The organism is Nocardia otitidiscaviarum (assembly GCF_007362295.1).
Classification (GTDB): domain Bacteria; phylum Actinomycetota; class Actinomycetes; order Mycobacteriales; family Mycobacteriaceae; genus Nocardia; species Nocardia otitidiscaviarum.
Genome location: NZ_CP041695.1, coordinates 2,453,703 through 2,478,252, shown reverse-complemented (window position 1 = coordinate 2,478,252; position 24,550 = coordinate 2,453,703). Strand labels below are relative to the sequence as shown.

At 69.3% G+C, this 24,550-nt stretch carries 25 protein-coding genes; 10 read left to right on the top strand and 15 right to left on the bottom strand.

What is annotated here, in order from left to right; all coding sequences use genetic code 11:
* Positions 1-18: 18 nt before the first annotated feature.
* On the top strand, positions 19-600 hold the full coding sequence (locus tag FOH10_RS10750) for a TetR/AcrR family transcriptional regulator (protein ID WP_143980602.1): 582 nt from the start codon (positions 19-21) through the stop codon (positions 598-600).
* Here FOH10_RS10750 and FOH10_RS10745 read toward each other — a convergent pair whose 3' ends face one another.
* Positions 601-1,623 carry an alpha/beta hydrolase gene (locus FOH10_RS10745; protein ID WP_143980601.1) on the bottom strand — a complete coding sequence of 341 codons (1,023 nt, stop codon included), beginning with the start codon at positions 1,621-1,623 and terminating at the stop codon, positions 601-603.
* Between the two features lie 110 nt (positions 1,624-1,733).
* Positions 1,734-2,495 (bottom strand): SDR family NAD(P)-dependent oxidoreductase, encoded by a 762-nt coding sequence (locus FOH10_RS10740; protein ID WP_143980600.1) that lies wholly within the window; start codon positions 2,493-2,495, stop codon positions 1,734-1,736.
* A gap of 153 nt (positions 2,496-2,648) precedes the next feature.
* On the opposite strand from FOH10_RS10740, the gene FOH10_RS10735 reads away from it, so the two are divergent.
* Positions 2,649-3,845 (top strand): MFS transporter, encoded by a 1,197-nt coding sequence (locus FOH10_RS10735; protein ID WP_143980599.1) that lies wholly within the window; start codon positions 2,649-2,651, stop codon positions 3,843-3,845.
* A gap of 54 nt (positions 3,846-3,899) precedes the next feature.
* Here the strand turns inward: FOH10_RS10735 and FOH10_RS10730 are convergent, their stop codons facing one another.
* Positions 3,900-5,402: a flavin-containing monooxygenase gene (locus FOH10_RS10730; protein WP_143980598.1), complete on the bottom strand. Its 1,503-nt coding sequence runs from the start codon at positions 5,400-5,402 to the stop codon at positions 3,900-3,902.
* Positions 5,403-5,610: 208 nt separating this feature from the next.
* Here FOH10_RS10730 and FOH10_RS10725 point away from each other — a divergent pair, with 208 nt between their 5' ends.
* Positions 5,611-7,002, top strand: a complete 1,392-nt coding sequence (locus FOH10_RS10725) for an AIM24 family protein (protein ID WP_143980597.1) — start codon at positions 5,611-5,613, stop codon at positions 7,000-7,002.
* Between the two features lie 27 nt (positions 7,003-7,029).
* Here FOH10_RS10725 and FOH10_RS10720 read toward each other — a convergent pair whose 3' ends face one another.
* Genes FOH10_RS10720 through FOH10_RS10710 form a run of 3 tightly spaced genes read right to left on the bottom strand, consistent with a single transcriptional unit; the run spans position 7,030 to position 9,099 of the window.
* Positions 7,030-7,872 carry an SCO6745 family protein gene (locus FOH10_RS10720; protein WP_186000787.1) on the bottom strand — a complete coding sequence of 281 codons (843 nt, stop codon included), beginning with the start codon at positions 7,870-7,872 and terminating at the stop codon, positions 7,030-7,032.
* Between the two features lie 42 nt (positions 7,873-7,914).
* Positions 7,915-8,265, bottom strand: a complete 351-nt coding sequence (locus FOH10_RS10715; RefSeq protein ID WP_029932244.1) for an HPF/RaiA family ribosome-associated protein — start codon at positions 8,263-8,265, stop codon at positions 7,915-7,917.
* A 57-nt stretch (positions 8,266-8,322) separates the two neighbouring features.
* The gene (locus FOH10_RS10710; protein WP_228811121.1) at positions 8,323-9,099 is read right to left on the bottom strand and encodes a helix-turn-helix transcriptional regulator; all 777 of its coding nucleotides are present in this window, start codon (positions 9,097-9,099) and stop codon (positions 8,323-8,325) included.
* Positions 9,100-9,375: 276 nt separating this feature from the next.
* Here FOH10_RS10710 and FOH10_RS10705 point away from each other — a divergent pair, with 276 nt between their 5' ends.
* Positions 9,376-10,263, top strand: coding sequence for a DoxX family protein (locus tag FOH10_RS10705; protein ID WP_143980596.1), 888 nt, complete (start codon positions 9,376-9,378; stop codon positions 10,261-10,263).
* Positions 10,264-10,440: 177 nt separating this feature from the next.
* Here FOH10_RS10705 and FOH10_RS10700 read toward each other — a convergent pair whose 3' ends face one another.
* A complete protein-coding gene (locus tag FOH10_RS10700) occupies positions 10,441-10,899 on the bottom strand; it encodes a PaaI family thioesterase (RefSeq protein WP_186000786.1) in 459 nt (152 codons plus the stop codon).
* A 79-nt stretch (positions 10,900-10,978) separates the two neighbouring features.
* Between FOH10_RS10700 and FOH10_RS10695 the strand changes: the two genes are divergently transcribed.
* Positions 10,979-11,824: an NAD(P)H-binding protein gene (locus tag FOH10_RS10695; protein WP_143980594.1), complete on the top strand. Its 846-nt coding sequence runs from the start codon at positions 10,979-10,981 to the stop codon at positions 11,822-11,824.
* 164 nt (positions 11,825-11,988) lie between these two features.
* Here FOH10_RS10695 and thpD read toward each other — a convergent pair whose 3' ends face one another.
* The 6 genes from thpD to FOH10_RS10665 all read right to left on the bottom strand — a co-directional run bounded on the left by thpD (position 11,989) and on the right by FOH10_RS10665 (position 16,703).
* On the bottom strand, positions 11,989-12,873 hold the full coding sequence (gene thpD / locus FOH10_RS10690; protein ID WP_143980593.1) for an ectoine hydroxylase: 885 nt from the start codon (positions 12,871-12,873) through the stop codon (positions 11,989-11,991).
* Between the two features lie 22 nt (positions 12,874-12,895).
* On the bottom strand, positions 12,896-13,291 hold the full coding sequence (locus FOH10_RS10685) for an ectoine synthase (protein WP_029932238.1): 396 nt from the start codon (positions 13,289-13,291) through the stop codon (positions 12,896-12,898).
* Between the two features lies 1 nt (position 13,292).
* On the bottom strand, positions 13,293-14,564 hold the full coding sequence (gene ectB, locus FOH10_RS10680; RefSeq protein WP_143980592.1) for a diaminobutyrate--2-oxoglutarate transaminase: 1,272 nt from the start codon (positions 14,562-14,564) through the stop codon (positions 13,293-13,295).
* The gene (ectA, locus tag FOH10_RS10675) at positions 14,561-15,031 is read right to left on the bottom strand and encodes a diaminobutyrate acetyltransferase (protein ID WP_342355920.1); all 471 of its coding nucleotides are present in this window, start codon (positions 15,029-15,031) and stop codon (positions 14,561-14,563) included. Before ectA ends, ectB begins: the two co-directional genes overlap by 4 nt.
* 164 nt (positions 15,032-15,195) lie before the next feature.
* A complete protein-coding gene (locus FOH10_RS10670) occupies positions 15,196-15,945 on the bottom strand; it encodes a sensor histidine kinase (protein ID WP_143980590.1) in 750 nt (249 codons plus the stop codon).
* A 26-nt stretch (positions 15,946-15,971) separates the two neighbouring features.
* Positions 15,972-16,703 carry a response regulator transcription factor gene (locus FOH10_RS10665; protein WP_029932234.1) on the bottom strand — a complete coding sequence of 244 codons (732 nt, stop codon included), beginning with the start codon at positions 16,701-16,703 and terminating at the stop codon, positions 15,972-15,974.
* Between the two features lie 177 nt (positions 16,704-16,880).
* Between FOH10_RS10665 and FOH10_RS10660 the strand changes: the two genes are divergently transcribed.
* Together FOH10_RS10660 and FOH10_RS10655 are read left to right on the top strand one after the other, a co-directional pair.
* On the top strand, positions 16,881-17,273 hold the full coding sequence (locus FOH10_RS10660) for a DoxX family protein (protein WP_143980589.1): 393 nt from the start codon (positions 16,881-16,883) through the stop codon (positions 17,271-17,273).
* Positions 17,274-17,492: 219 nt separating this feature from the next.
* Positions 17,493-18,389 (top strand): RNA polymerase sigma-70 factor, encoded by an 897-nt coding sequence (locus FOH10_RS10655; RefSeq protein ID WP_143980588.1) that lies wholly within the window; start codon positions 17,493-17,495, stop codon positions 18,387-18,389.
* Between the two features lie 28 nt (positions 18,390-18,417).
* On the opposite strand, the gene FOH10_RS10650 is transcribed toward FOH10_RS10655, so the two are convergent.
* Positions 18,418-19,557 carry a lipase family protein gene (locus FOH10_RS10650; RefSeq protein ID WP_143980587.1) on the bottom strand — a complete coding sequence of 380 codons (1,140 nt, stop codon included), beginning with the start codon at positions 19,555-19,557 and terminating at the stop codon, positions 18,418-18,420.
* 119 nt (positions 19,558-19,676) lie between these two features.
* Between FOH10_RS10650 and FOH10_RS10645 the strand changes: the two genes are divergently transcribed.
* From FOH10_RS10645 to FOH10_RS10635, 3 genes are all read left to right on the top strand, one after another.
* A complete protein-coding gene (locus tag FOH10_RS10645) occupies positions 19,677-20,294 on the top strand; it encodes a TetR/AcrR family transcriptional regulator (protein ID WP_143980586.1) in 618 nt (205 codons plus the stop codon).
* Between the two features lie 120 nt (positions 20,295-20,414).
* Positions 20,415-21,473: a DoxX family membrane protein gene (locus FOH10_RS10640; protein WP_143980585.1), complete on the top strand. Its 1,059-nt coding sequence runs from the start codon at positions 20,415-20,417 to the stop codon at positions 21,471-21,473.
* Between the two features lie 143 nt (positions 21,474-21,616).
* Positions 21,617-23,347 carry an FAD-dependent oxidoreductase gene (locus tag FOH10_RS10635; protein WP_143983999.1) on the top strand — a complete coding sequence of 577 codons (1,731 nt, stop codon included), beginning with the start codon at positions 21,617-21,619 and terminating at the stop codon, positions 23,345-23,347.
* 12 nt (positions 23,348-23,359) lie between these two features.
* Here the strand turns inward: FOH10_RS10635 and FOH10_RS10630 are convergent, their stop codons facing one another.
* On the bottom strand, positions 23,360-24,544 hold the full coding sequence (locus tag FOH10_RS10630; RefSeq protein WP_143980584.1) for a DUF1444 domain-containing protein: 1,185 nt from the start codon (positions 24,542-24,544) through the stop codon (positions 23,360-23,362).
* Positions 24,545-24,550 lie beyond the last annotated feature (6 nt).

Sequence of the window (24,550 nt, the reverse complement as noted above, 5' to 3'; positions counted from 1 at the left end):
CTGCAATATACTCACACCGTGACGACCCGCGCCAGACGCCGCCGCGACCCGGAGCAGACCCGGGCCGCGATCATCGCGGCCCTGCTCGAATCGGCCCAGCGGGGTGAGTTCACCCCGACCACCAAGGCGCTCGCCGAACGCGCGGGCGTCTCCGAACGCAGCATCTTCGTACACTTCCCGACCCGGGAGGATCTGCTCGTCGCCCTGACCGACGAACAGTCCGAGCGCGTCGAGGCCCTCATCACCACGGTGGACCCGGGCGCGCCGCTGCCGGACCGGGTGGAGGCGGTGGTGCGGCAGAGCGCGGCCGTTTTCGCACTGCAGCGCAAACCCCGAGTGCTCGGCCTGCTGCTCTCCCCCACCGTCGCCGCCGTGGACGATCGAATGCGCTTGGCCGACACCCGCATTCGCGACGGACTGGCGCGGGTGTTCGAACCCGAACTCACCCGCGACGGAACCCGCGACGAACAGCTGCTCGACCTGATCGAAGCGGCCGCGGCCTGGCCCGTCCACCATCACCTGATCGAACGCCGAGGCGCCGCCGCGGACGAGGCCGCGGCGGCGGTGCGACGAGCGCTGCTCGCGCTGTTGCGGACGTGATCAGGCGGGCAGGCCCAGTCCCGCCGCCAGCACCGGCCAGGACTTCTCCAGGGCGTCCTGCCAGTACCCCCACGAATGAGTGCCGGTCGGCGTGAAGTCGTAGGTGGCCGGGATGCCCAAATCGTTCAGCCTGGTCTGCAGGTTGCGCGTGCAGTAGTCGGTCGCGGCCTCGAGGCCGCCGCCGACCACGACCTGATTGGCCAGGCCGCCCGGCCCCGGTAGGGCGTACTGCCCGTCGAGCGTGTCGTAGCGGCCGGGCATTCCGGTCCCGCTGGAGATGAACAGATTCACCCCGCGCAGCTGATCGGCGCGCACGTAGGGATCGTTCGCGGTCCACATCGGATCACCCTGCGGGCCATACATGTTCTTCGCATCGCCGCCGCCCGCCGCCACCACGGTATTGACGAAGTTGTAGCCGATGGGATCGCTGATCTGCGCGCAGCCGCTGTAGGAGGCCACCGATCCGTACAGCCCCGGCGCCGCGATGGGCAGTTGCAGCACCGAGGTGCCCGCCATGGACAGTCCGGCGATGGCATTGCGCCCGGTGGTGTGCAACGCACGGTCGACGAGCGGCGGCAACTCCTCGGTGAGGAAGGTCTTCCACTTGTTGACGCCCAGCGCGGGGTCCGGTGCGCGCCAATCGGTGTAGTAGCTGAACCCGCCGCCGATCGGCTGCACCACATTGACGTCCTTGGCCGCCAGGAAGCCCAGCACATCGGTCTGCTTGTTCCAGGTGGCGCTGTCCTCACCGCCGCCCGCACCGTTGAGCAGGTAGAGCGTCGGCGCGGCGGCCGAGGTGTCGGCCGGTCGCTGCACATCGACCTCGATGTTCTTGTCCATGGCCGCCGAGTACACCTGGAGGGTCAGATGCCGGTCGTCGACGGTGCGCACCGAGACGATCCGCGACCCGTCCGCCGAGGTGCCCGCCGGGGACACCGCGGCGGGTGCGTCGACCGCGAGGGCGGGTCCCGCCGCCGCGACCGGAAGGAGTGCGGCGGTCGCCGCCACGGCCAGGGCTGTCATGGTTCGATGTCTCGGTAAGCGCACGCGACCCACCGTGCCGCAGTGAACTGAGAATTTGCTGGATGCGAGCTGGCACGGCGCTGAGAGGCCAGCTCAGCGGGGCGGCCGGCTCAGCGGGCCGCCATGCGAATGCCGCCGTCCAACCGGATCACTTCGCCATTGAGCATGGGATTGCTCACGATATGCGCGACCAACGCGGCGAACTCGTCGGGATCACCCAGCCGCCGCGGATGCGGTACCTGCTGCCCCAGCGATTCCCGCGCCTGCTCGGGCAGCGCGGCCAGCAGTGGCGTATCGAACATGCCCGGCGCGACGGTGACCACCCGAATCTGCCGCTCACCCAGATCGCGCGCCAGCGGCAGCGTCATTCCGGCCACCGCCGCCTTGGAGGCCGCGTACGCCGCCTGGCCGATCTGCCCGTCGAACGCGGCCACCGAGGCGGTGTTGACGATGACCCCTCGTTCACCGTCGACGGCCGCCAGGCGCGCCATCCGCTGCGCCCCGAGCCGCAGCACATTGAAGGTCCCGACCAGATTCACGTCGACCACCACCTGGAAGGCGTGCACGGGAATCACGCTGTCCCCGGTCAGGATTCGGCCCGGCAGCCCGATTCCGGCGCAGTTCACCACCATGCGCAGCGGACCCAGCGCCGCGGCGGCGTCCAGCGCGGCCACCACGTCGGCCTCCTCGGTGACATCCCCCGGCGCGAAGACCGCGCCGTCACCCAGCTCCCGCGCCACCGCCGCCCCCTCGGAGTCCGCGAGATCGAACAGCACCACGCGCCCGCCCTCGGCCAGCACCCGCCGCGCGGTGGCCAGGCCGAGCCCCGAGGCGGCTCCGGTGACGAGGGCGACCTGGTCGCTGATCTGCATGGGCGCGGTTCCTTCCGAGCGTTCCGAACGACCACCATGAGTATCAGAATTAGTTCTTGTTATCAACAAGAGATCTTTTCCATTGTCTACGACGGCTACCGCGACCCGCGCGTCGGCGGCATGATCGGCGCAGACCGACAGGCGGAGGCCCCCATGCGCGATTCCACCGTTCGTCCCCCGCTCGGTGCGTGGCGATTCGTCTTCGGCTTCGGGGCGGTGAGCCTGTGCGCCGATGTGGTGTACGAGGGCGCGCGCTCGGTCACCGGCCCGTTCCTCGCCGCGCTCGGCGCGTCGGCGGCGCTGATCGGCATCGTCACCGGGGTCGGGGAGGCGGCGGCGCTGGCACTGCGCCTGTTCTCCGGCCCGCTCGCCGACCGCACGCAGCGCTTCTGGGCGTGGACCATCGCCGGGTACGCGCTCAGCGTGCTGTCGGTCCCGCTGCTCGGATACACCGGATTGCTCTGGGTCGCGTGCGCACTGGTCGTCACCGAACGGGTCGGCAAGGCGGTCCGCAGTCCGGCCAAGGACACCCTGCTGTCCTACGCGACGGCCGCGGCGGGGCGCGGGCGCGGCTTCGCCGTCCACGAGGCGCTCGACCAGATCGGCGCGCTCGCGGGGCCGCTGCTGGTGGCGGGCGTGCTGGCCGTCTCGGATACGAACTACCGCACCGCCTTCGGCGTGCTCGCGGTGCCCGCCGTGGCCACGCTCGCCCTGCTGGCCTGGCTGCGATGGCGCGTCCCGCACCCCGAACGCTACGAGGTGGCGTCCGAACCGCCCGTGACACGCTCGGCATCCGCTGTGCGGGAACGGCTTCCGGCCGTGTTCTGGCGCTACTCGGCCTTCACCGCCGTCACGCTGAGCGGATTCGCCACCTTCGGCGTGCTCTCGTATCACCTGGTGACCGCGGGTGGCATGACCACGGCCGCCGTCGCCGTGCTGTACGCCGCCGCCATGGTCGTCGACGCCCTCACCGCGCTGGCCGTCGGCTGGACCTACGACCGCGTCGGCGCGCGGGTGCTCACCGCCCTGCCGCTACTCGCCGCACTGGCAACGGTATTCGCCTTCGCCGCCGATATCCGGTGGATGCTGCTCGGGGCGCTGCTGTGGGGCGCGGCCCTCGGCATCCAGGAGTCGACCATGCGCGCCGTGGTCGCCGATCTGGTTCCCCCGCACCGCCGCGCCACCGCCTACGGTCTCTACGCCGCCCTCGGCGGGGTGGCCGCGGCGCTGGGCGGCGCGCTCACCGGCCTGCTGTACGAGGTGTCGATCGCGGCGCTGGTGGGTACCGTGCTGGCCATCCAGGTGGTGGCGCTGGCCCTGCTCCCCCGCCGGGCCGCCGCCGCGCGATGACCGAATCCGAAACGGCCGCCGGGTATCACCCGGCGGCCGTCACTCGAAGTACCTTCAGGCGGAGCGGGATTCGGCGGCCACCGGTACGCGGCGGGCGGCACCGCGGGTGAAGCGCAGCACGCCGTCCTCCAGCGCGCCCTTGCGCAGCAGCGCGCGGTCGCGGAAGTAGTTGTTGATGACCAGCCAGGGGCCGCGGGTGCCCTGCCGGGGCATGACGCCGTCGCCGCGCTGGATGTAGCCGGAGGTGAGCGCACCGCCCATGAGCGACGCCTCCGACTTGTCGCCCTCCTCCGGTACCGCGACCACCTTGGTGAATCCCTTGTCCCGCATATGGTTCAGCAGGCGGCAGAAGTACTCGGCGGCGAGATCGGCCTTGAGGGTCCAGGAGGCGTTGGTGTAGCCGAGCACCACCATGGCATTGGGCACGTTACCCAGCAGTGCGCCCTTGTAGGCGACCAGGTCGCGGGTGGCGAGGGTTTCGCCGTCCACCACCAGGCTCGCGCCGCCGAGCATCTGCACGGTCAGGCCGGTGGCGCTGATGATGATATCGGCGGGAATCTCGTCACCGGACTCCAACTGGATGCCGGTCTCGGTGAAGGTGGCGATGCGATCGGTGACGATGGACGCCTTGCCGCTGCGCAGCACCCGGAACAGATCACCGTTGGGCACCACGCACAGCCGCTGATCCCACGGGTCGTAGCTGGGCGTGAAGTGGCGCATGTCGATGCCGGGGCCGACCTGGGCGCGCACGGCCGCCAGCATGAGCTTGCGCGAGAGCGCCGGATTGGTGCGCGAGAGCTGGTAGCTGGCCCGCTGCAGGGCGATATTGCGGGCGCGGCCCACCTTGTAGGCGAGTTTGGCGGGCACCTTCGCCAGCTTCATGCCGACGGCGACCGGATCGTCGGCGGGCAGGGCGGCGATATAGGTGGGCGAGCGCTGCAGCATGGTCACATGTCCGGCGGTGTCGCTCATGGACGGAATGAGGGTGATGGCGGTCGCGCCGCTGCCGATGACCACCACCCGCTTGCCGGTGTAGTCCAGATCCTCGGGCCAGTGCTGCGGGTGCACGATCGGCCCCTGGAACCGCTCCTCACCGGGGAAGGTCGGCCGGTAGCCGTTGTCGTAGTCGTAGTAGCCGGTGCAGCCGATCAGGAAGTTGCTGGTGTAGATCTCGGTCTCACCGGTGCGCTCGTCGTGCGCCCGCACCGTCCACAGCTCGGCCGCACTGTCCCAGCTGGCCTCGACCACGCGGCGGCCGAAGCGGATGCGGTCGGTGACGCCGTATTCGGCGGCGGTGTCCTCGATGTACTGCCGGATGTGCGGGCCGTCGGCGAGCACCTTGGTGCCGATCCACGGGCGGAAGCCGTAGCCGAAGGTGTACATATCCGAATCGGAGCGAATGCCCGGGTAGCGGAACAGATCCCAGGTGCCGCCGATGGCGGTGCGGCGTTCCAGGATCAGATAGCTGCGCCCGGTCCCCTCCTTGCCGAGGTGGCAGGCCATGCCGATTCCGGACAGGCCCGCGCCGATGATCAGTACGTCGACATGCCGCGTCATTGAGGTACTCGCTTCGTCTGGTCGCGCCCCGTACACCGTCGTCGGAGCCTCACCGCATAATAGGTGTTATTACCAGTTACGTCTACTCTGGCGGGAGAACGCCCGGTCCCACGGCACGCCCGCCGAGTCGACCTTGCTGGCGCGGCACGCGCGGTCACGACAGACTGGAGACCGTGAATGCCATGCAGGACCTTCGAGGCGGCCCGCGATGACCACACTCGCTCGCGGCGAGAACCGCCCCGCACCCGGCGACCGCATGACCGTCACGGTGGCCTGCCACGCGCCGGTCGACGTCTCGGCCCTGCTGCTGGGGACCGACGGGCGGGTGCGATCCGACGGCGACTTGATCTTCTTCAACCAGCCGGCCGGGCCGGGCGTCACCTACCGCCACGGGCAGGGCCGCGGCGACATGGTGGACGTGCACACCGGCATGCTGCCGCCCGATGTCGACACCGTGGTCGTCACCGCCAGCCTGGACGGGCGCGGACCGGCGAACTTCGGTGGTGCGGGAGCGCTGACCGCCACCATCCAATCACCCACGGGCGCATTGACCTTCCCCGTCGGCGGACTGTCCACCGAGACCGCCGTGGTGTGCGTGGAGATCTACCGGCGCGGTGATGGGTGGAAGGTGCGCGCGGTCGGGCAGGGCTACGACAACGGCCTGGCCGGAATCGCCACCGCCTTCGGGGTGCACATCGACGACGAGCCGGATACGCCGCCGCCCGCGCCGAATCCCGCTCCCGCGCCGAATCCCGCCCCCGCGCAGCACCGTCCACCGCCACCGCCGCCCGTCCCGCCGAGCCCCGGGTACGCACCCGCCCACCAGTCCCCCACGCCGGCACCGCACCGAGGAGCCCAGCCCATGCAGAGCGATCTGTTCAGCCCCAGTTTCGCCGAGGCGACCGGTCTCGGCATTCAGAAGCAGGGCAGCAAGATGATCAAGGTCGGCCTCGATGGCGAGGTCATGGCGCGGTCCGGATCCATGGTCGCCTACCAGGGTGAGCTGCGATTCCAGGCACTGGGCTCCGGTGGCATCGGACGCGCCATCCAACAGCGGCTCACCGGTGAGGGCGTACCGCTCATGAAGGTGTCCGGGCGCGGTGATCTGTTCCTCGCCAATGCCGCCGCCGAAGTGCACATCATCGACCTGGACGGCAGCGACGGCCTGACCATCAACGGGGCCAATGTGCTCGCCTTCGACCCGACGCTGTCCTACAACATCAAGCGGGTGCAGGGCGCGGCGGGCTACGCCAGCAATGCCGGATTCTTCAACTGCGTCTTCACCGGTCGCGGGCGCATCGCCATCACCACCGAGGGCACCCCGGTCGTGCTCCAGGTCGACCAGCCGACCTACGCCGACCCCCAGGCCGCCGTGGCGTGGTCCTCCAGTCTCCAGACCGGCGTCAAGCGCAATGACTCCTTCGGCCTGGGCCGCCTCATCGGACGTAGCACCGGCGAGGGTATGACGCTGTCGTTCTCCGGCCGCGGCTTCGTCATCGTGCAGCCGTCCGAACTGCCGCCCGGCGGCCTCATCGGCGGCACGGGCGGCGGTCAGGACGCCGGACAGAGCGGCGGCGCACTGGGCGGGCTGTTCAGTTAGCCCGCCCTGGATGGCGCCGAGGAGGACTCAGAGCGGATGCGCGCCCATGGGATTCGGGAACGGCACCGCACCGCCGCGGGAGACCAACCGGGCCGCGGGCGTGATCAGCTTCAGCATGTCCTCCGCGTCGGGGAGATCCCGATAGGCGTCGGCGGCCAGGGCGTCGGTGCGGGTCTCGACATGGACACGCAGCGCGCGGCCCGCATCGGAGAGCTCCTGTCCCGCAAGCAGTCCGCGCGCCCGCAGCCGGTCGGCCGCTGCCTCCCAGTCGTCCCGGCTCCAGCCGCGATTGTCGAGCCAGATCTGCTCGGGCGTCCCGGTGTCGGCGGAGAACAGCACGTGCGCCGCACAGCCGTCGATGCCCTCGGCGAGCAGACAGGCGACATGACCGTCCCCGCGATGTTCGCGCAACGCCGTCGCCGCCTGCCACAGCGCCGCGACCGGGGATTCCGGTTCGGGCACATCGCGATTGGCGGCGAACAGCGAACGTCCGCCGGGCGGTGCGGCGGCCACCGCGGCCCGCAGACCGGGCAGCACCCGCTCGGCCAGCTCCTCGATGTCCGGCGTCACCCGGGTCAGCGCCGCGGCGGCCGAACGGGCCCGATCCGCGAGGATGGTCTCGGGGTCGGCGTAGTCCCAGGCGTCCGGGATCGCCCGCCGCACCATACGCGGGTGGAAGTTGTAGAAGGTGGCCTCCACCACCCCGGGCCGGACCGCGCCGAACGGGGCCGCGCGGGAACCGAAGTAACCCATCCAGTACCCGCGCAGCCCAAGGGTTTTGCGATCGGCGATGCATTCGGCGGCGAAGTAGGTCACGGCGTGCAGCGGTTCGAGCGCCCGCCACATCTCACGAGCGAAAGCGTTGTCCATGACCTCGACCCTAACCCCTGACTTCACCTACATGAAGTCACATCACTCGGCCGGGATGTGCCGAATGCTCTCCCCGCCCTTGACATCTCGCTGCCGACCGAATCGGGAACTCAGCAGCGACACCATCTCGCGGGCCGCACCGTCATAGGCTTGCTCGATGGTTGCCGCCTTGTGCGTCACCACCACCGGCCCCTGACCCGCCGGACGGGCCTCCAGCGTGCACTTCTTGTCGTCCGCGCCGCCCTTGTCCCCGTTCTCGTCGTTCAGATAGACCTCCACGCGGGTGATCCGATCGCCGAACCGACCCAGCACGTCGGCGATCCGCTCCCGGGCCGCATCGAGCAGCCCCTGATCGCCTTCCACAGCCCTACCGGTATTGACCAGAATCTCCACGGAATCTCTCCTCTTCGAAATGCTCCGGGATGAGCCCCCTCCACAGTAGCCGTCCGCTCACCGCCGGACGCCGAGGAAGAACTGAATGTGTCCGGGATGACGGCCGTAATCCACGCGGAACATGTGCACCGCCAGCGAATATTCGGCACCGGAGTCGATATCGCGCAATAGCATACGTGGATCGTCGCGTCCATAGGTTGTCCCACCCGTCGCCCACATGGCGCGGAATTCCGGGTACGCGCCGAGTTCCTCCAGGAGATCACCGGCCCAGGCGGTATCGCCGGATTGGCCGATCAAACCGCGTAGCCAGTCCACCGTGAGCGAGGCTTCCCGCTCCCATTCCACCATCACCCGCCGCGAGTTCGCATTGCCGAAGAACCAGCGCAGAATACTGACATCCTCGACCAGCCCCGGGAATGCCGCCGCGTAGGAATCATTGCAGGCCAGCACATTCCACCGGGTGTCGACGAAGGCCGCCGGATTGGGCCCGTGCACCTCCAAGCCTGCGCGCATATCGTCGGAGATACCGGCCCGCAGGTCGTCGACGTCGGGAAACGTGTCGTCGTGGAGTCCGGCCAGATCGAACAGGTGGCGACGCTCGGCATCGGAGAGGGGATGCACGCGGTCGAGAAAGGTGCTGAGCGCCTCGATGACCTGTTTGGTGGGATGTTCGCGAGCGCCGCTCTCCAGGTGCGTGATATAGCTGGCGCTGACCCCGGCGGCGAATCCCAATCGTTCCCGGGAGACCCGGCGATCATCCCGCAGTTTGCGCAGCAGACCGCCCAGTGTCGGCGGGCGCGGTTCATCGGGTCGGTCGTCGGAAGGTATACGCAACAATGGATTCCGCTCCCCCTGTTACTCGGGTCCGCATCGCGCCGAAGGCACGCAATTCCGACCTGGACTGACGGCCAGAATCGTAAAACACCTGTCGCACACCTGTTACTTATACAGCAAGTTGTCAGCTACATCACAGATCGACGCAGGGCCGGATGAGCCGGCCCGTTTCGCGAACGCGCCCGCTCGGCGCGGTATGCCACCCTGGTGGGGCCGACCGACCGCAACCGCGGCCAGGAGCGCGGCGGGAGCACGACGCGATTTCGGAGGGAACCGATGAACCGAGAACGGCTCGCCCTGGCGTCCGGCTGGGCATACACCGCGGTCCGGGTGCTGCTGTCGCTGGCGATGATCGCCTTCGGCATGGTGAAAGTCGTTCCGACGCAATTCATCACCTTCACCCTGCCGGGCGCCATGCTGGTCCCTCTCGGTGATTCCTCGCCCTCGGGCATGCTGTGGAAGTTCATGGCGACCTCCACGCCGTACACGGTGATCACGGGCGCGGTGGAGGTGCTGGGCGGGCTGCTGCTCATCTTCCGGCGCACCACCCTGCTCGGGGCCCTGGTCTCGGCGGTCGCACTGGTCCAGGTGAGCATTCTGAACCTCAGCTACGGCGTGCCGGTCATCCTGACCCCACTGCTCATGCTGGCCATGGCCCTGGTGGTCGCACTGCCGTGGTGGTCGCGGCTGCTCGATGTGCTGATCCGCAACCGGGATTCGGTCGCCCTGCCCGAACCGCCCGCGGCGGGGCGGCGTCGCCGGCGGGCGGGAACCCTCGCCCACCTCGCCGCAGCCGCCGTCGTCATCGCCGCCATGGGGGCCAATGGAATTCGCAGCTACAACGACTACACCGAGCGGATCTCACCCCTGGACGGAGTGTGGGCGGTGGACACCTACGAGGGGGCCGGACCGCGCTGGGTGCGCCTAGCCATCGACGCCCGCCCCGCCGCTCAGCGCCTGGCCGTGACCCGCGACACCGGCGAGCTGCTGACCACCGAGCTGAGCATCGACGCCGCGACATCTCGACTGCGCCTGGACGATTCGACGCTCGACTACCGCCAGCACGACAGCACACTGCGGCTGACGGGAGAGTTCGACGGCACACCGGTCGATATCACCCTGCACCGCATTCCCCTGCGCGGCGAAACCCGCGACTTCCGCTGAGCGGCAGCCGCTCTGTTTCCACACCCGGCTGCGCACCCGACACCCACCGGCTCGGCCGCACACCCGCCCCCGACCCGGCCGCACCCTCCACCCGGGCCGCACGCCCGATACCTCAGCCCCGGCAGTGCGCTCGGTATCACTGGATGACGGGTGGCGGGTGATGGATGGCCGCGGGCGTCAGATGCCCAGTGCCGGAATATCACCCGGCCGGGCACCGTGCGCCAGGAAGTGTTCGGGCTCGACCACGATGAACAGGGCGTCGGCCGTGGCGGCGGTCTCGCCGTCGAGTTCCAGCCGCGCGGCGATGTGCAGTTTGCGGCCCTCGCGCCGGTCCAGCGCGGCCCGCACGGTGACCGGGCGGCCGAGTGGAATCGGCCGAGAGAACGCGATATTCAGCTGCGCCGTGACCGCCGGGAGCGTGTGCCCGAGCAGGATCGCGCCCGCCGCCTCGTCGAGCGCTGCCGAGGCCACGCCGCCGTGCACCAGTCCGGGCGCGCCCTGATGACACTCGTCGAAGACGACGGTGCCGGTGACCTCGTCACCGGACCGCCGGAAGTCGATGTGCAGCCCGGACCGGCTCTCCGGCCCGCAGCCGAAGCAGTTGCCGTGGTGTTTGGGCAGGATGGTCCCGGTCACGCACACTCCTTTATTTGAGAATCATATGTGTCCCGAATGTTACCCGAGCCAGCCGGTAGCGGAGCGATAGCCTGTGGCCATGACCGAAGTGATCGCCGTCTCCGGCGCGAGCGGGCAGATCGGCGGACGAGTGGCGCGCCTGCTCTCCGACGCGGGCCTGACCACCCGGCTGCTGGGCCGCACCCCCACCCGGATCCCGGCCATACCGGGCGCGACCACGGCCCGCGCCGACTTCGCCGACCCCGAATCCGTCACCACCGCCCTGGCCGGTGCGCACACCTTCTTCCTCGTCTCCGCGACCGAATCCGCCGACCGGGCCGCCCAGCAGGTCGCCGTGGTCCAGGCGGCCCGCGATGCCGGGGTCGAGCGCATCGTCTACCTGTCCTTCGTCGCGGCCGCGCCCGACTGCACCTTCACCTTCGGACGCGACCACTGGTACACCGAACAGGCCATCCGGGCCTCGGGGATGGAGTTCACCATCCTGCGGGACAACCTGTACCAGGACCTGATCCCGGCCTTCGCCGACGAGCACGGCGTCATACGCGGGCCCGCCGGTGACGGTGCGGTGGCCGCGGTCGCCCGCGCGGATGTGGCGGCCGCCGCCGCGGCCGTGCTCACCGGCAAGGGACACGCCGGCGCGATCCACGATCTCACCGGTCCGCGCGCCTTCACCCTGACCGAGGCGGCCGCACAGATGACCGAGATTCTGGGCCGCCCCTACCGCTACGACCCGGAAACTCTCGCGCAGGCGTACGCGTCCCGCGCGAAATACGATGCGCCCCCATGGGAGCTGGACGGCTGGGTGACCTCCTACGCGGCCATCGCCGCGGGCGATCTGGATACCGTCACCGATGCGGTGCGGAGGCTGACCGGACGCCCGCCCACCGATTTCGCGGACTTCCTCACCACGCTGCGCCGAACCTAGAACGCCAAACCTGGAGCACCGAATCCAGTGCGCCGAACCTGGCGCACCGGACCTGGTACGCCCGCCCGACCTGGTACGCCCGACCTGGCCTGGTACGCCCGACCTGGCCTGTAGACAGCATCGCACCCCGCCCGGATCCGAGCGGGGTGCGATGCCGTCATGAGTCAGCCGATGGGCGTGAAGTCCCGGCTGCCGATGTAGGTCGGCCGCGGTGTATCCGCCGCGAACGGCGCGACCAGCGCGTTCTCCACGCTGTTGAACACCAGGAAGATGTTCGAGCGCGGGAACGGCGTGATGTTGTTCGACGAGCCGTGCATGATGTTCGAGTCGAACAGCAGCGCCGAGCCGGCGGCACCGGTGAACTGGTTGATGCCGTAGGTGCTGGCCAGCTTGGTGATGTCGTCCTGGGTGGGGACACCGATCTGCTGCTCGCGCAACGAATCCCGGTAGTGCTCGGCCGGGGTCTCACCCTGGCAGGGCACGAAGGTGCGATGCGACCCGGGCATGAGCATCAGGCTGCCGTTGTAGGGATAGTTGTCGGTCAGTGCGATCGACAGGCTCACCGCGCGCGGAGCGGGCATACCGTCCTCCGCGTGCCAGGTCTCGAAGTCCGAATGCCAGTAGAAACCGGCCCCCCGGAAGCCGGGCATGTAGTTCACCCGGCTCTGGTGGATGTAGACCTCGGAACCCAGAATCTGTTCGGCGAGTCCGCGAATCCGGCTCTGGCGCACCAGATCCGCAATGGCGTCACTGAGCTTGTGCACCTCGAAGATCGAGCGCACCCGCCGCGACGTCTTCTCGATGATCAATCGCTCATCGAGCCACAGGTCCGGATCATCCGCCAAACGCCGGGTCTCCGCCGAGAATTCGGCGACCTCGGCGGGGTCGAGCAGCGCATCGATCACGGAGTAGCCGTAGGGCTCGAAGGTAGCCAGTTCCGGGGACTCGATGTGGCCCCACACCGTGGGATCGGTGCGCTCGATGTGGGCGCGCGGTGTGCTGGTCCGGGTCTGGTAGCGATCGATTACGGTGTTGTCCGACAGCGTCATTCGTTCCTGACTCCCAATCTCCCTACTCGGCGGCGACGGCGACCAACGGATAGACGCCGTTCTCGTCGTGGACCTCCTGTCCGGTGACAGGCGGATTGAACACGCACATCATGCGCATCCGCTCACGCACCTCGAGGCGGTGACGTTCGTGGCCGTCGAGCAGGTACATCGAACCCGGACCCAGCTCGTACTTCACGTCGTTGTCGAGGTCGACGAGCGTCCCCTCGCCCTCGACCAGCCACACCGCCTCGATGTGGTTGAGATAGTGGAACTCGTGCACGGTTCCGGCCTCGATGGTGGTCTCGTGGAAGGAGAAGCCGACACCGTCGCCCCCGAGCACGATGCGCTTGCTGCGCCAGCCCTCCCCGGCCACGTCGCGGTCGGTCCCGGTGATCTCCGCGGTGGTACGAACGATCACGTCAGGCCGCCTTTCCGGTGCAGACGGAATCCACGGCACCGGCCAGGATCTCCAGACCGTGATCGAGTTCGTCCGGGGTGACGGTCAGCGGCGGCAGCAGTTTCACCACTTCGTCCTCCGCACCGGAGGTCTCCACCAACAGACCGCGCTCGAAGGCCACCTGGCACACCTTGCCCGCCTGCGAGGCGTCGTCGAAGACGAGGCCCTGCACCAGACCGCGGCCACGCGTGGACAGGCCGTCGTAGGCGGAGGTCAGGCCGGTCAGCGCCCGCTCGGCGCGCGCGCCCTTCTCCAGGGTGGCCCGCTCCAGGGTGTCGTCGGACCAGAAGTGCTCCAGCGCCGCGCGGGCGGTCACGAAGGCCGGGTTGTTGCCGCGGAAGGTGCCGTTGTGCTCACCCGGCGACCACTGGTCGAGTTCGGGCTTCATGAGCACCAGCGCCATCGGCAGGCCGTAGCCGCCGATGGACTTCGACAGCGTCACGATATCCGGCTTGATACCCGCGATCTCGAACGAGAAGAACGGGCCGGTCCGACCGCACCCCATCTGCACGTCGTCGACGATGAGCAGGATGCCGCGCTCGGCGCACAGCTCCGACAGCTGGCGCAGCCATTCGGCGCGGGCCACGTTGACGCCGCCCTCGCCCTGCACGGTCTCGACGATGACGGCCGCCGGGGCGTCCTGACCCGACGAGGAGTCGTCCAGCACGCGCGCCATCCACGCCAGGCCGTCCATGTCGTCGAGGTAGCCGTCATACGGCATGGCGGTCGAATGCACCAGCGGAACACCGGCACCCGCGCGCTTGGTCGCATTGCCGGTCACCGACAGGGCACCCAGCGTCATGCCGTGGAAGGCATTGGTGAAGTTGAGGACCGCGGTGCGCCCGGTCACCTTGCGGGCCAGCTTCAGCGCCGCCTCGACGGCGTTGGCGCCGGTGGGGCCGGGGAACTGCACCTTGTACTCCAGCCCGCGCGGGGCCAGCAGGGTGCGGCGCAGGGTGTCCAGCAGATCACGCTTGGCGACGGTGGACATGTCCAGGCCGTGGGTGATGCCGTCGCGACCGATGTAGTCGAGCAGCGCCTCCTTCAGCACCGGGTTGTTGTGCCCGTAGTTGAGCGAGCCCGCGCCGGCGAAGAAGTCCAGGTAGTCCCGACCGTTCTCGTCGTGCAGCCACGCACCGCGGGCGGTGTCGAAGAGAGCGGGCCACGAGCGGCAGTAGCCGCGCACGTTCGATTCGAGATCCTCGAAGATGGTCATCGTCTCGGTGGTGGTCATCGGATCTCCTCCAGTGTGGTCGGCGGCGTGATGCGGTACAGGCGCTCGGCCTCGTGCTGGTCGGGGAAGTGCTCCCGCTCGAAGAGTGGATAGTCGGCGATGACGGCCCGGCGGCGACGCGTGAGCGAATTGAACATCGCGATGGAGGCCGGGTTGTCATCGGAGATGGTGGTCTCCAAGGTCGAAACCCCGTGGGCGGCACAGCTGTTCATCAGGGTGTCGAGCATTTCGACGCCCAGACCGCGGCCGCGGTAGGCATGGTCCACGGCCACCTGCCAGACGAACAGTACGTCGGGGGCTTGTGGACGGCAGTAGCCGATCACGAATCCGGCGATGTCACCGTCGATTTCGGCGACGACGGACGTTCCGGCGAAGTCGCGGCACCACATCAGGTACGCGTAGCTCGTATTGGTATCCAGCACGCGGGAATCGCGGGCGATTCGCCAGATACTGCCACCGTCCTCCACCCGTGGGGATCTGAGTGTGAACGTGGAGCCGTCGGGGGGTTCCACCAGAAGCTGATCGATAGTTACGGGGAATTGGCTGAATGGTGTCTTCATGACCATTTCAGAGTGGCGGCCGAATCTTGAGATGAACCGGTCGGCTTCATTGCGATCGTATGACGAGCCCGTTACCCGCGTGTGTCACATACCGGAAGTCGGATAATGAAACGTGCTCCGCCACCGGGACGTTCACCACATTCGACACGCCCGCCGTGCGCCGACACGGTCTCGGCCACCAGAGCCAACCCGATGCCGGTACCGGTCACCGTCCGACGTCCCGCACGCACCGTCGTAAAGCGATCGAAAACACGTTTACGATCGGCGACAGCGACTCCGGGACCGGCATCGTCGACCATGATGACGGCTTCGTCACCATTTCGTCGCAATGTGATCCCGACAATGCCGCCGCCGTGCCGCACGGCATTGTCGAGCAAATTGCCCACGGCACGTTCGAGTTCCAATTTCCGGCCGCGAATCATACTGTCCTGCACGACCGTCAATAATTCGGGTGCATGTTTTCGCCCGGATACCGTGTGAATCAATAATTCTTTCAGCGACAGCGGGTCGGCGTCGCCCGCATGCACCCCCGCCTCCATCCGGGCCAGGGCCAGCATGTCGTCGAGCACCCGGCGCAGATGTTCGATCTCGTCGGTGACCAGCCCCAGGGCCAGCCGGCAGCGCTCGGGCAGATCCGCCTCGTAGCGCTTCAGCACGCCGACACTGGTGATGAGGGTGGTCAGCGGAGTACGCAATTCGTGGCTGACGTCACCGACCAGTCGGCGTTCCCGCTCCACGCTGCTGCGCAGCGAGCGCACCACCGGTTCGAAGGTGCGCCGGCTCACCCACATGCCCAGGGCGAGTCCCAGGGCCAGGGCCACCACCGCGGTGACGACCAGGAGACCGATCACCGCTGGACGTCGAGTCGGTACCCCAGCCCTCGAACGGTCACGATGAGTTGCGGATCCGAGGCATCCCGCTCGATCTTGGTGCGCAGTCGCCGGATGTGCACGTCGACGATGCGCTCATCGCCGAAGAAGCCGCGATCCCACACCCGTTCCAGCAGGGTGCCGCGACTGAGCACCCGCCCGGCCGAGCCGGCGAGTTCGCACAGCAGCCGGTACTCGGTGAGCGTGAGGTGGATCTCCTCGTCACCACGGCGCACGATCCCGCTCTCGGTGGAGAGCACGAGCGGGTTGCCGGCCTGCTCGTCGAGCACCATGGTGCCCAGCTCGGAATCCGGATCCTCTTCCGCGGCAGCCTGTTCGGCGAACCGCGCGCGCCGGGCCACGGCGCGCATGCGCGCGGTGATCTCCTTGACCTCGAACGGCTTGGTGACGAAGTCGTCGGCGCCCGCCTCCAGCGCGGCCACCACGTCGTGGGTGTCGTCGCGGGCGCTGACCACGATGATGGGGACGTCGTGGTCGCGGCGGATCTCGCGGATGCAGGTGAAGCCGTCCATACCGCCCAGCATCAGATCCACGATCATGAAATCGGGTGCTCCGTTGTCACGCAGCTGCCTGAGCGCGACCTCTGCCTCCTCCGCCTCAGCGACGTCATAGCCCTCGTCCTCCATGGCCAACCGCAGGGCCACGCGAACGCGGTCGTCATCCTCCACGATCATCAGGTTCGCACTCATATCCCAATCCCAGCCGGACGCGGCTTCGCGTCCACCACGCACACCTCTAGTTCGTTCGGACAGTCCCGACAAAGTGGAGTACCCGGGTCCACCTCCGTCAAACTCGGACACCGCCGAACCTGTGGCGAACCCCCGCCGCTACCCCTACCGAGCAGCCGGTATGGCAGGGTGTCGCATGTGTCACATTCTCGCGCGCGGGCGGCCTCGGCCGCTTCCCTACGTTTGACCGTACTCCTGGGCGTGGCCGGCACCATGCACTTCCTCGCCCCCAGGTTCTTCGACGCCATCGTCCCGCGGTCGCTGCCCGGCAGCGCACGGACCTACACCTATGCCTCCGGCGTCGCCGAACTCGGGATCGCCGGGCTGCTCGCGGCGCCCCGCACCCGCCGCGCCGGCGGTGCGCTCGCGGCCCTGCTCTTCGTCGCCGTCTTCCCTGCGAACGTCCGGATGGCCGCCGACTGGTACCGCGATCCCGAACGTGCGCTGCCGCTCAAGGCCGGCGTGCTGCTGCGCCTCCCGCTCCAGGTGCCACTGGTGACCGAAGCGGTGAAGGTGGCACGCACCGGCTAGCGAGTCGGCCGACCGTGCGATCCCGTCCCCCTGGCGGCCGGACGACGGATGCACCGAGACCGAACGGGCCGTCCCGCTCGTGCGCCATGAGCTGTCGGGAGCGATCTGTGCCCGAACGCCGCGAGGCGTGGCGGCGATCACGGCCCCGGCGTGTCACATGCGCGGCGGCCGCGGAGTCTGGTGTGTGACATACGGTCGAGGACACGGACAGGAGTCACCATGCACGAGGCCGACGGCACGGATGCGGCCACCGCGGCATTCGTCACCCACCGCAACCTGCTCTTCACCGTCGCCTACGAGATACTCGGTTCGGCCGCCGACGCCGAGGACGTATTGCAGGAGACCTGGCTGCGGTGGACGGGCGTCGACCTGGACGCGGTGCGCGACGAACGCGCCTACCTGGTGCGGATCACCACCCGCCAGGCGCTCACCCGACTGCGCACGCTGGGCCGCCGCCGGGAGTCCTATGTCGGTCCGTGGCTGCCCGAACCGCTGCTCACCTCACCCGATGTCGCCGAGGACCTCGAATTGGCGGAGAGCGTCTCGATGGCCATGCTGCTGGTGCTGGAGACCCTCGCGCCCACCGAGCGCGCGGTCTTCGTCCTGCGCGACGTCTTCGACCTGGGCTACGACGAGATCGCCGCCGCCGTGGACAAGACCCCGGCCGCGGTGCGTCAGATCGCGCACCGGGCGCGGGCGCACGTGGCCGCGCGCCGCCCGCGCGGGGTGGTCTCCCCCGCCGAGACCCGGCACGCGCTGGACGCCTTCCAGGTCGCGGTGGAAACGGGCGACCTGCGCCGCCTGCTCGACATTCTCGCCCCGGACGTGGTGATGCTGGGCGACGGCGGCGGCATCAAGCAGGCCATCACCCGACCCGTGGTGGGCGCGCACCGGGTGGGCCGCCTGCTGGCCGGTGGTCTGGACCGGCACGGCGGGATGCTGACGGTCGAGCCGGTACAGGCCAATGGCTTCCCGGCCCTGGTCGTGCGGATCGACGGTGCGATCGACGGCATCGTGGCCGTGCGGATCGACGACGGTCTCGTCACCGGGCTCTACATCGTGCGCAATCCCGAGAAGCTGTCGCATGTGACATCCGAGACCGCCGTCAGCCGCTGAACCGGCGCGACCGGCGACCGATCCGCCTTCAGGCGAAGAGCCGGGCCACGAACGGCCTGCTGTCCGGCAGCGATGCCGCCATGGTCGCGCTGTGGTCCTTGCCGGGGTAGATGTGCACCTCGGGACGCACGCCGTGCGCTTCCAGATCGGCGATGAGCTTGGTGGTCAACGGAATCGGCACATCGGTGTCGTTGGTGCCCTGTCCGATGAACAGCGGGCGGTCGTATCCGGACATGGGCACGTCGAGCACGGTGCGCGCCCGTGCGATGAGATCGCCCTCGGCGAGCGGCCGCGCCAGCAGTTCGCCGAGCGCCACTCCGGCCGCGCGCTGGGTCATGGGCGCGTAGCACAGGGTTTCGGCGGCGGCCACCAGTTCCTTGCCGAGCGGCGACAGGTAGCTGTCCAGATCCAGATCGGGCAGCGCCGTGCGCAGACCGTTGAACACATAGGTGCCGTAGGCCGTCAGGGCGGCGGACCGGACGGGCATGCTGTCCGGGCCGAGCAGGCCGAAGACCTCGGCCACGTTGGAGGCCGGACCCGTCGCCACCGCGCCGCGGTAGTCGAGTTCGGGTGCGTAGCGGGTGGCCTGAGCGGCGGTGAAGACGGTCGCGCCGCCGCCCTGTGACTGCCCGATGGCCACCCACTTGGCGGCCAGCGAGGCATCGACCGCGCGGGCCGCGCGCACCATGTCGATGGCGGCGTTGGCCTCGGCGCGACCGTCCAGGTAGGCGTGTCCGCCCGGGGTGCCGAGTCCGATGTAGTCGGTGGCGACCACGGCGTAGCCCTGGTCCATCCAGGTGCCGAGGTAGTCCAGGTCGCGCTGGGAGCGGCCTGCGGTCGAGGGCGCGCAGGCGTCGCCCACGCCCACCGTGCCGTGTTCCCACGAGAGCACGGGCCAGCCGCCGGGCGGCGGCGTTCCGGCGGGGACGAAGATCGCGCCGGTGGACAGGGCGGGCGCGCCCGCGGAGTCCTGGGTCCAGTAGGTCAGCCGACGGGCCGATCCGGTGCCGGGGATCCACAGTTCGGCGGGCAGGGCCGCGTCGCTGACGACGGTGCCCGGTGCGGAGGTGTGCGCCGCGCTCGGCGGATCGGCCGCCGCGCTGCCCGCGAGCGGCGCGCTCGCCACTATCGCCGTCGAAACCAGGGTGAGTATTGCGCGTCGCGTCATCGCGGCCCTCTCGCATCGGTGAGCAAATGGTGTCACAGTGAGACACTTCGATCAGACTAACCGGAAAAGTGTCACGGTGTGACATCAAATAGTGTGGGTTGGACAACGAAGGGCGGGACATGCCGGAATCGGTCGGACTGCGCGAGCAGGAGAAGGCCCGCGTGCGCCGGGAACTCATGGACGCCGCGCTGCGGCTGTTCGAGCGGCAGGGGTACGAGCAGACCACCGTGCAGCAGATCGCCGACGCGGTGCGGGTCTCGCGTCGCACCTTCCACCGCCACTTCCCGTCCAAGGCGGCCGTGGTGTTCGGCCACGAGGAGGACCTCGTCGCCTTCCTGCTCGCGGCCATGGACCGGCGACCGCCCGAGGAGTCCGCGCTCACCGCGCTGCGCGGCGCGCTGCGCGAACTGCTCGTCCACGAACCGGATGCCGAACAGCGGCGCGAACAGGCCGCCACCGTCCGCCGCGCCCGCCAGGTGCTGATCACCAATCCCGAACTGCGACAGGAGAATTTCACCGGGGCGGTGCTGCGCCGCCACGTCCTCGCCGAGCACTTCGCCCGCCGCGCCGGACTGGCCGAGGCCGATCTGCGCACCCAGGTCGCCGCCGCGGCCTGCTTCGCCGCCCTGGGCGTCGGACTCGACCACTGGGTGGTGAACACCGACCGCTCGCTGTCCGCCCTCCACGAAACCCTGGACGGGGCCATCGCCACGCTGCAGGACGGCCTCGACGTCTGATCCGCGCCCGATACCGCCCTATACTCGGTAGCTACAGCGTTGCCCGCCGGTACGTTTGAATTCCGGCGCAGGAGATACCCACCGACAAAGTGACCTATTTCCGAAGCAAGGGGCCCGTTGATGTTGCTACGACGACTTGCCCGGCCGCTGCTGGCCTCCGCCTTTCTCGCGGATGGGGCCGACACGCTCATGCACCCGGACGAACGGGTGAAGGCGGCCAACACCCTCCTGGAGCAGCAGCGTGAATCCCGGTTCGCCGGGGTCGCCGAGAAACTGCCCGCCGATCCGGCCACATTGGTGAAAATCAACGCCGGCGCGCAGATAGCTGGCGGGGTGCTACTCGCCACGGGCAAGGTGCCGCGACTCGCCTCGCTGATGCTCGCGATGACCGTGGTGCCATCGGCGGTGACGAATCAGGATTTCTGGCAGGAGACCGATCCCACCCGCAAGGCGGCCAAGCGGACCGCGTTCTTCAAGGATATGAGCCTGCTCGGCGGCCTGCTCATCGCCAGCGCCGATACCGAGGGCAGGCCGTCGCTGGGCTGGCGCGGCCGCCGGGCCGCCCAGCGCACGGCCGCCGCCGTCTCGGCCGCCCTGCCGCTGGGCGCGAGTGACCACGCCGGTCCGGCCGTGCGAGACCGCCTGCACGACACCGCCGTTCGCGCCCGCCACGTAGCCGAGGTGGCGGCCTCGAAGGGGGCGGAGGTGGCCGGAACCGCCAAGGAGCGTAGCCAGGAGTTGGCCGAGGTCGCGCGCGAACGTGGACCGGAATGGGCCGAGACCGCCCGCGAGCGCGGCACCGAAATCGCCGAGATCGCCCGCGAACGCGGCTCGCACCTGGCCGAGATCGCCCGCGAACGCGGACCCGAACTGGCCGAGGCCGCCCGGGAACGCGGCAGCCATCTGGCCGAAATCGCCCGCGAACGCGGACCCGAGTACGCCGGTGCCGCCCGCGAACGCAGCGCGCACCTCGCCGAGGTCGCCCGCGAACGCGGACCGGAATGGGCCGAGACCGCCCGCGAGCGCAGCGCGCACCTGGCCGAACTCGCCCGCCAGCGCGGGCCCGAGGTCGCCGACGCGGCCAAGGGCCGGGGCGCGGAGTGGACGGCCCGCACCCGCCGCCGCGGCGAACGGATCGCGGGTTCGGCGCGCGGCCGCACCACCTCGCGCCGCCGGTAGTCGACCGCGGCGTCGCCACCCGCCTGGCCGAAAGTACCGATTTCCTGACCGCAGCTGTGTCCCGTCGCGGCCGTGACCGCTCCTACGGTGGAGCGAATTCGGCAGCGACGGCGAAAGGTACGGGCAGCGTGGATCTCGACGGCATGGGTGACGGCAAGGGTTTCGACTACGACGTACTCGTGATCGGTTCGGGGTTCGGTGGCAGCGTCACCGCGCTGCGGCTGACCGAGAAGGGGTACCGGGTCGGCGTACTGGAGGCCGGGCGACGCTTCGCCGACGACGAATTCGCCCGCACCTCCTGGCGGCTGCGCCGATTCCTGTGGGCCCCGAAGCTCGGCTGCTACGGCATCCAGCGGCTGACCCTGCTGAAGAACACCTTCATCATGGCGGGGGCGGGCGTCGGCGGTGGTTCGCTGGTGTACGCGAACACCCTGTACGAGCCGCCCGCCGCCTTCTACGCCGACCGGCAGTGGGCGCACATCACCGACTGGCGCGATGAACTGGCACCGCACTACGACCAGGCCAAACGTATGCTGGGCGTCACCGTCAACCCGGCCACCACGCCCACCGACCGGGTGCTGCGCGAGGTCGCCGAGGAGATGGGCGTTGGCGACACCTACCGTTCGACACCGGTGGGAGTGCTGTTCGGCGGCAAGGGAATCCGGCCGGGCACCGATGTGCCCGACCCGTTCTTCGGCGGCGTCGGCCCGACCCGCCGCACCTGCACCCACTGCGGCGAATGCATGACCGGCTGTCGCCACAATGCCAAGAACACCCTCGTGAAGAACTACCTGTACCTCGCCGAGGCCGCCGGTGCGGCGGTGCATCCGCTCACCACGGTGGTCGATGTGCGGCCGTTGGAGACCGGCGGCTACGCCGTCGAGACGGTGCGCACGGGCCGCTGGGTGCGCACGCGTCGGCGGGTGTTCACGGCCGAGCAGGTGGTGTTCTCCGCCGCGGCGCTCGGCACCCAGCGGCTGCTGCACCGGCTGCGCGATTCCGGTTCGCTGCCGCACATCTCACCGCGGCTGGGCTATCTGTCGCGCACCAATTCCGAGGAATTGCTGTCGGTGCGCACCCGTCGCCGGGGCTCGGACTACACCCGCGGTGTCGCGATCACCTCGTCGATCCATCCCGATGCCGACACCCATGTCGAGCCGGTGCGTTACGGCAAGGGCAGCAACGCGCTGGCGCTCATGGTCACCGCCATGGTCGGCTCCGACGACGGCACGCCGAACTGGCGGCTGTGGCTGCGGGAGATGCGCCGCGGGCCACGGGATCTCGCCACCATGCACAATCCCCGACGCTGGTCGGAGGAGATGATCGGCCTGCTGGTCATGCAGTCGGTGGACAATTCCATCACCACCTACACGCGGCGCGGGCTGTTCGGCCGCCGGATGACGACCAGACAGGGTGAGGGCGAACCCAATCCGAGCTGGATTCCGGCCGGACACGAGGTGGCGCGCCGGGTGGCCGACAAGATCGACGGTATTCCCACCGGCTCGATGAGCGCGGTGGCCGGTATCCCCATGACCGGACATTTCATCGGCGGCTGCGCGATCGGCGATTCCCCCGAAACCGGTGTGGTGGACCCCTATCACCGCCTCTACGGTCATCCGGGCCTGCACGTGATCGACGGCTCCACGATCTCGGCGAATCTGGGCGTCAATCCGTCGCTCACCATCACCGCCCAGGCCGAGCGGGCGGTATCGCTGTGGCCCAATCGGGGCGAGGCCGATCCCCGACCCGCCCCGGGCGCGCCCTATCGGCGGGTGCGACCGGTGGCCCCGGCACATCCGGTCGTTCCGGCGGCGGCACCGGCCGCCCTGCGGCTGCCGATCGTGGAGATCACCGGAGATCCGCAGCGCGCCTGAGGATCCCCCCGATCACAGCGCCACCGCCGCCGCGTGCAGCCGCGCCAGCGTCGCCTCGTCCGGCCACCGGCGCAGTTCGAAGCGCGGGGGATGCAGTCCCGGAATCGGCACCAGCCCCAGCAGCTGCACCACGGTATCGAACGGCACCGTGCACACCAGGTCGATCTCGCCGTCGGCGTCCATGCGCGCGAAGTGCACGTAATCGGCCTCGGGCAGCAGGTATTCCACGTCCTCGCCCACGATGGTGGAGGTGACCGGGCCGTCGTCGGTGGACTGGAACATGACCGCGCCGACCATGGCCGGTTCGACATCGCTGAGCGGTTCCAGATCGAGGTCCTCCTCGAATTTGGCGGTGAGAATCCGAGTCTGGATGCCGTATTCGGTCACCGCCAAGCCGCTGCGGGCCCGCCGCGCGTACTCGGGGGCCGGTTCCGGACCGGCCTGGTCGTAGGGCACCACCATGCCGTACTCGTCGAGGGTGTAGCCCTGCGGTGAGATGGGCCGGGCCGCCTCGCCGTACTGCTGTTCCACCATCTCGAAGACGGCGGGCAGCAGGTCCGGATCGTCGGGCACCACGAGCAGGGTGTGGTCGTCGGGGATGAACGCCACCGGGCGGTGCTCGCCCCCGGCGTAGCTGGCCAGCCAGCCGGGCAGCAACGGCCAGGAGCCGAAGTAGGCGTCCCCGTCGTCGACGAAGCGCAGCAGGCCGAGTTCCTCCGGTGATCCCGGGCGGGCCAGCTCCGCGAGATTGTCACGCGCGGCGGCGAATACGGCTTCCGGTTCGACGCCCCAGTCCCGCACCATGTCCAGTGTCACGTAGGCGCGGGTGCGGGGCAGGTCGACCACCACCGTCTCGTTGACGAACGGGAACGCGGGGCGGCTCAGCGGCGCGCTCATCCGGTCGAAGTCGTCCAGACCGTAGGTGACCGGCCGCAGCACGGCCCGCAGCAGCGGGCGCACCTGCGCCCAGTCCTCGGGCGCCTCGTCGGAGCTGGTCATGGCGGCCACGAAGTGGGCGATCCGTTCGGCGCGCTCGGCCGCCTCGTATCCGGCGCACTCCCGGAAGATATTGCCCAGATAGACGATTCGGTCACCGCTGTGCCGAATCGAGAACTCCTCCGCGAGATACTCCGCGTCCGTCACCCCGTGTGCCCGCAGACTCCCCAGCACCGCCTCGGCGAACCGCTCCTGCTCCATCCCCGC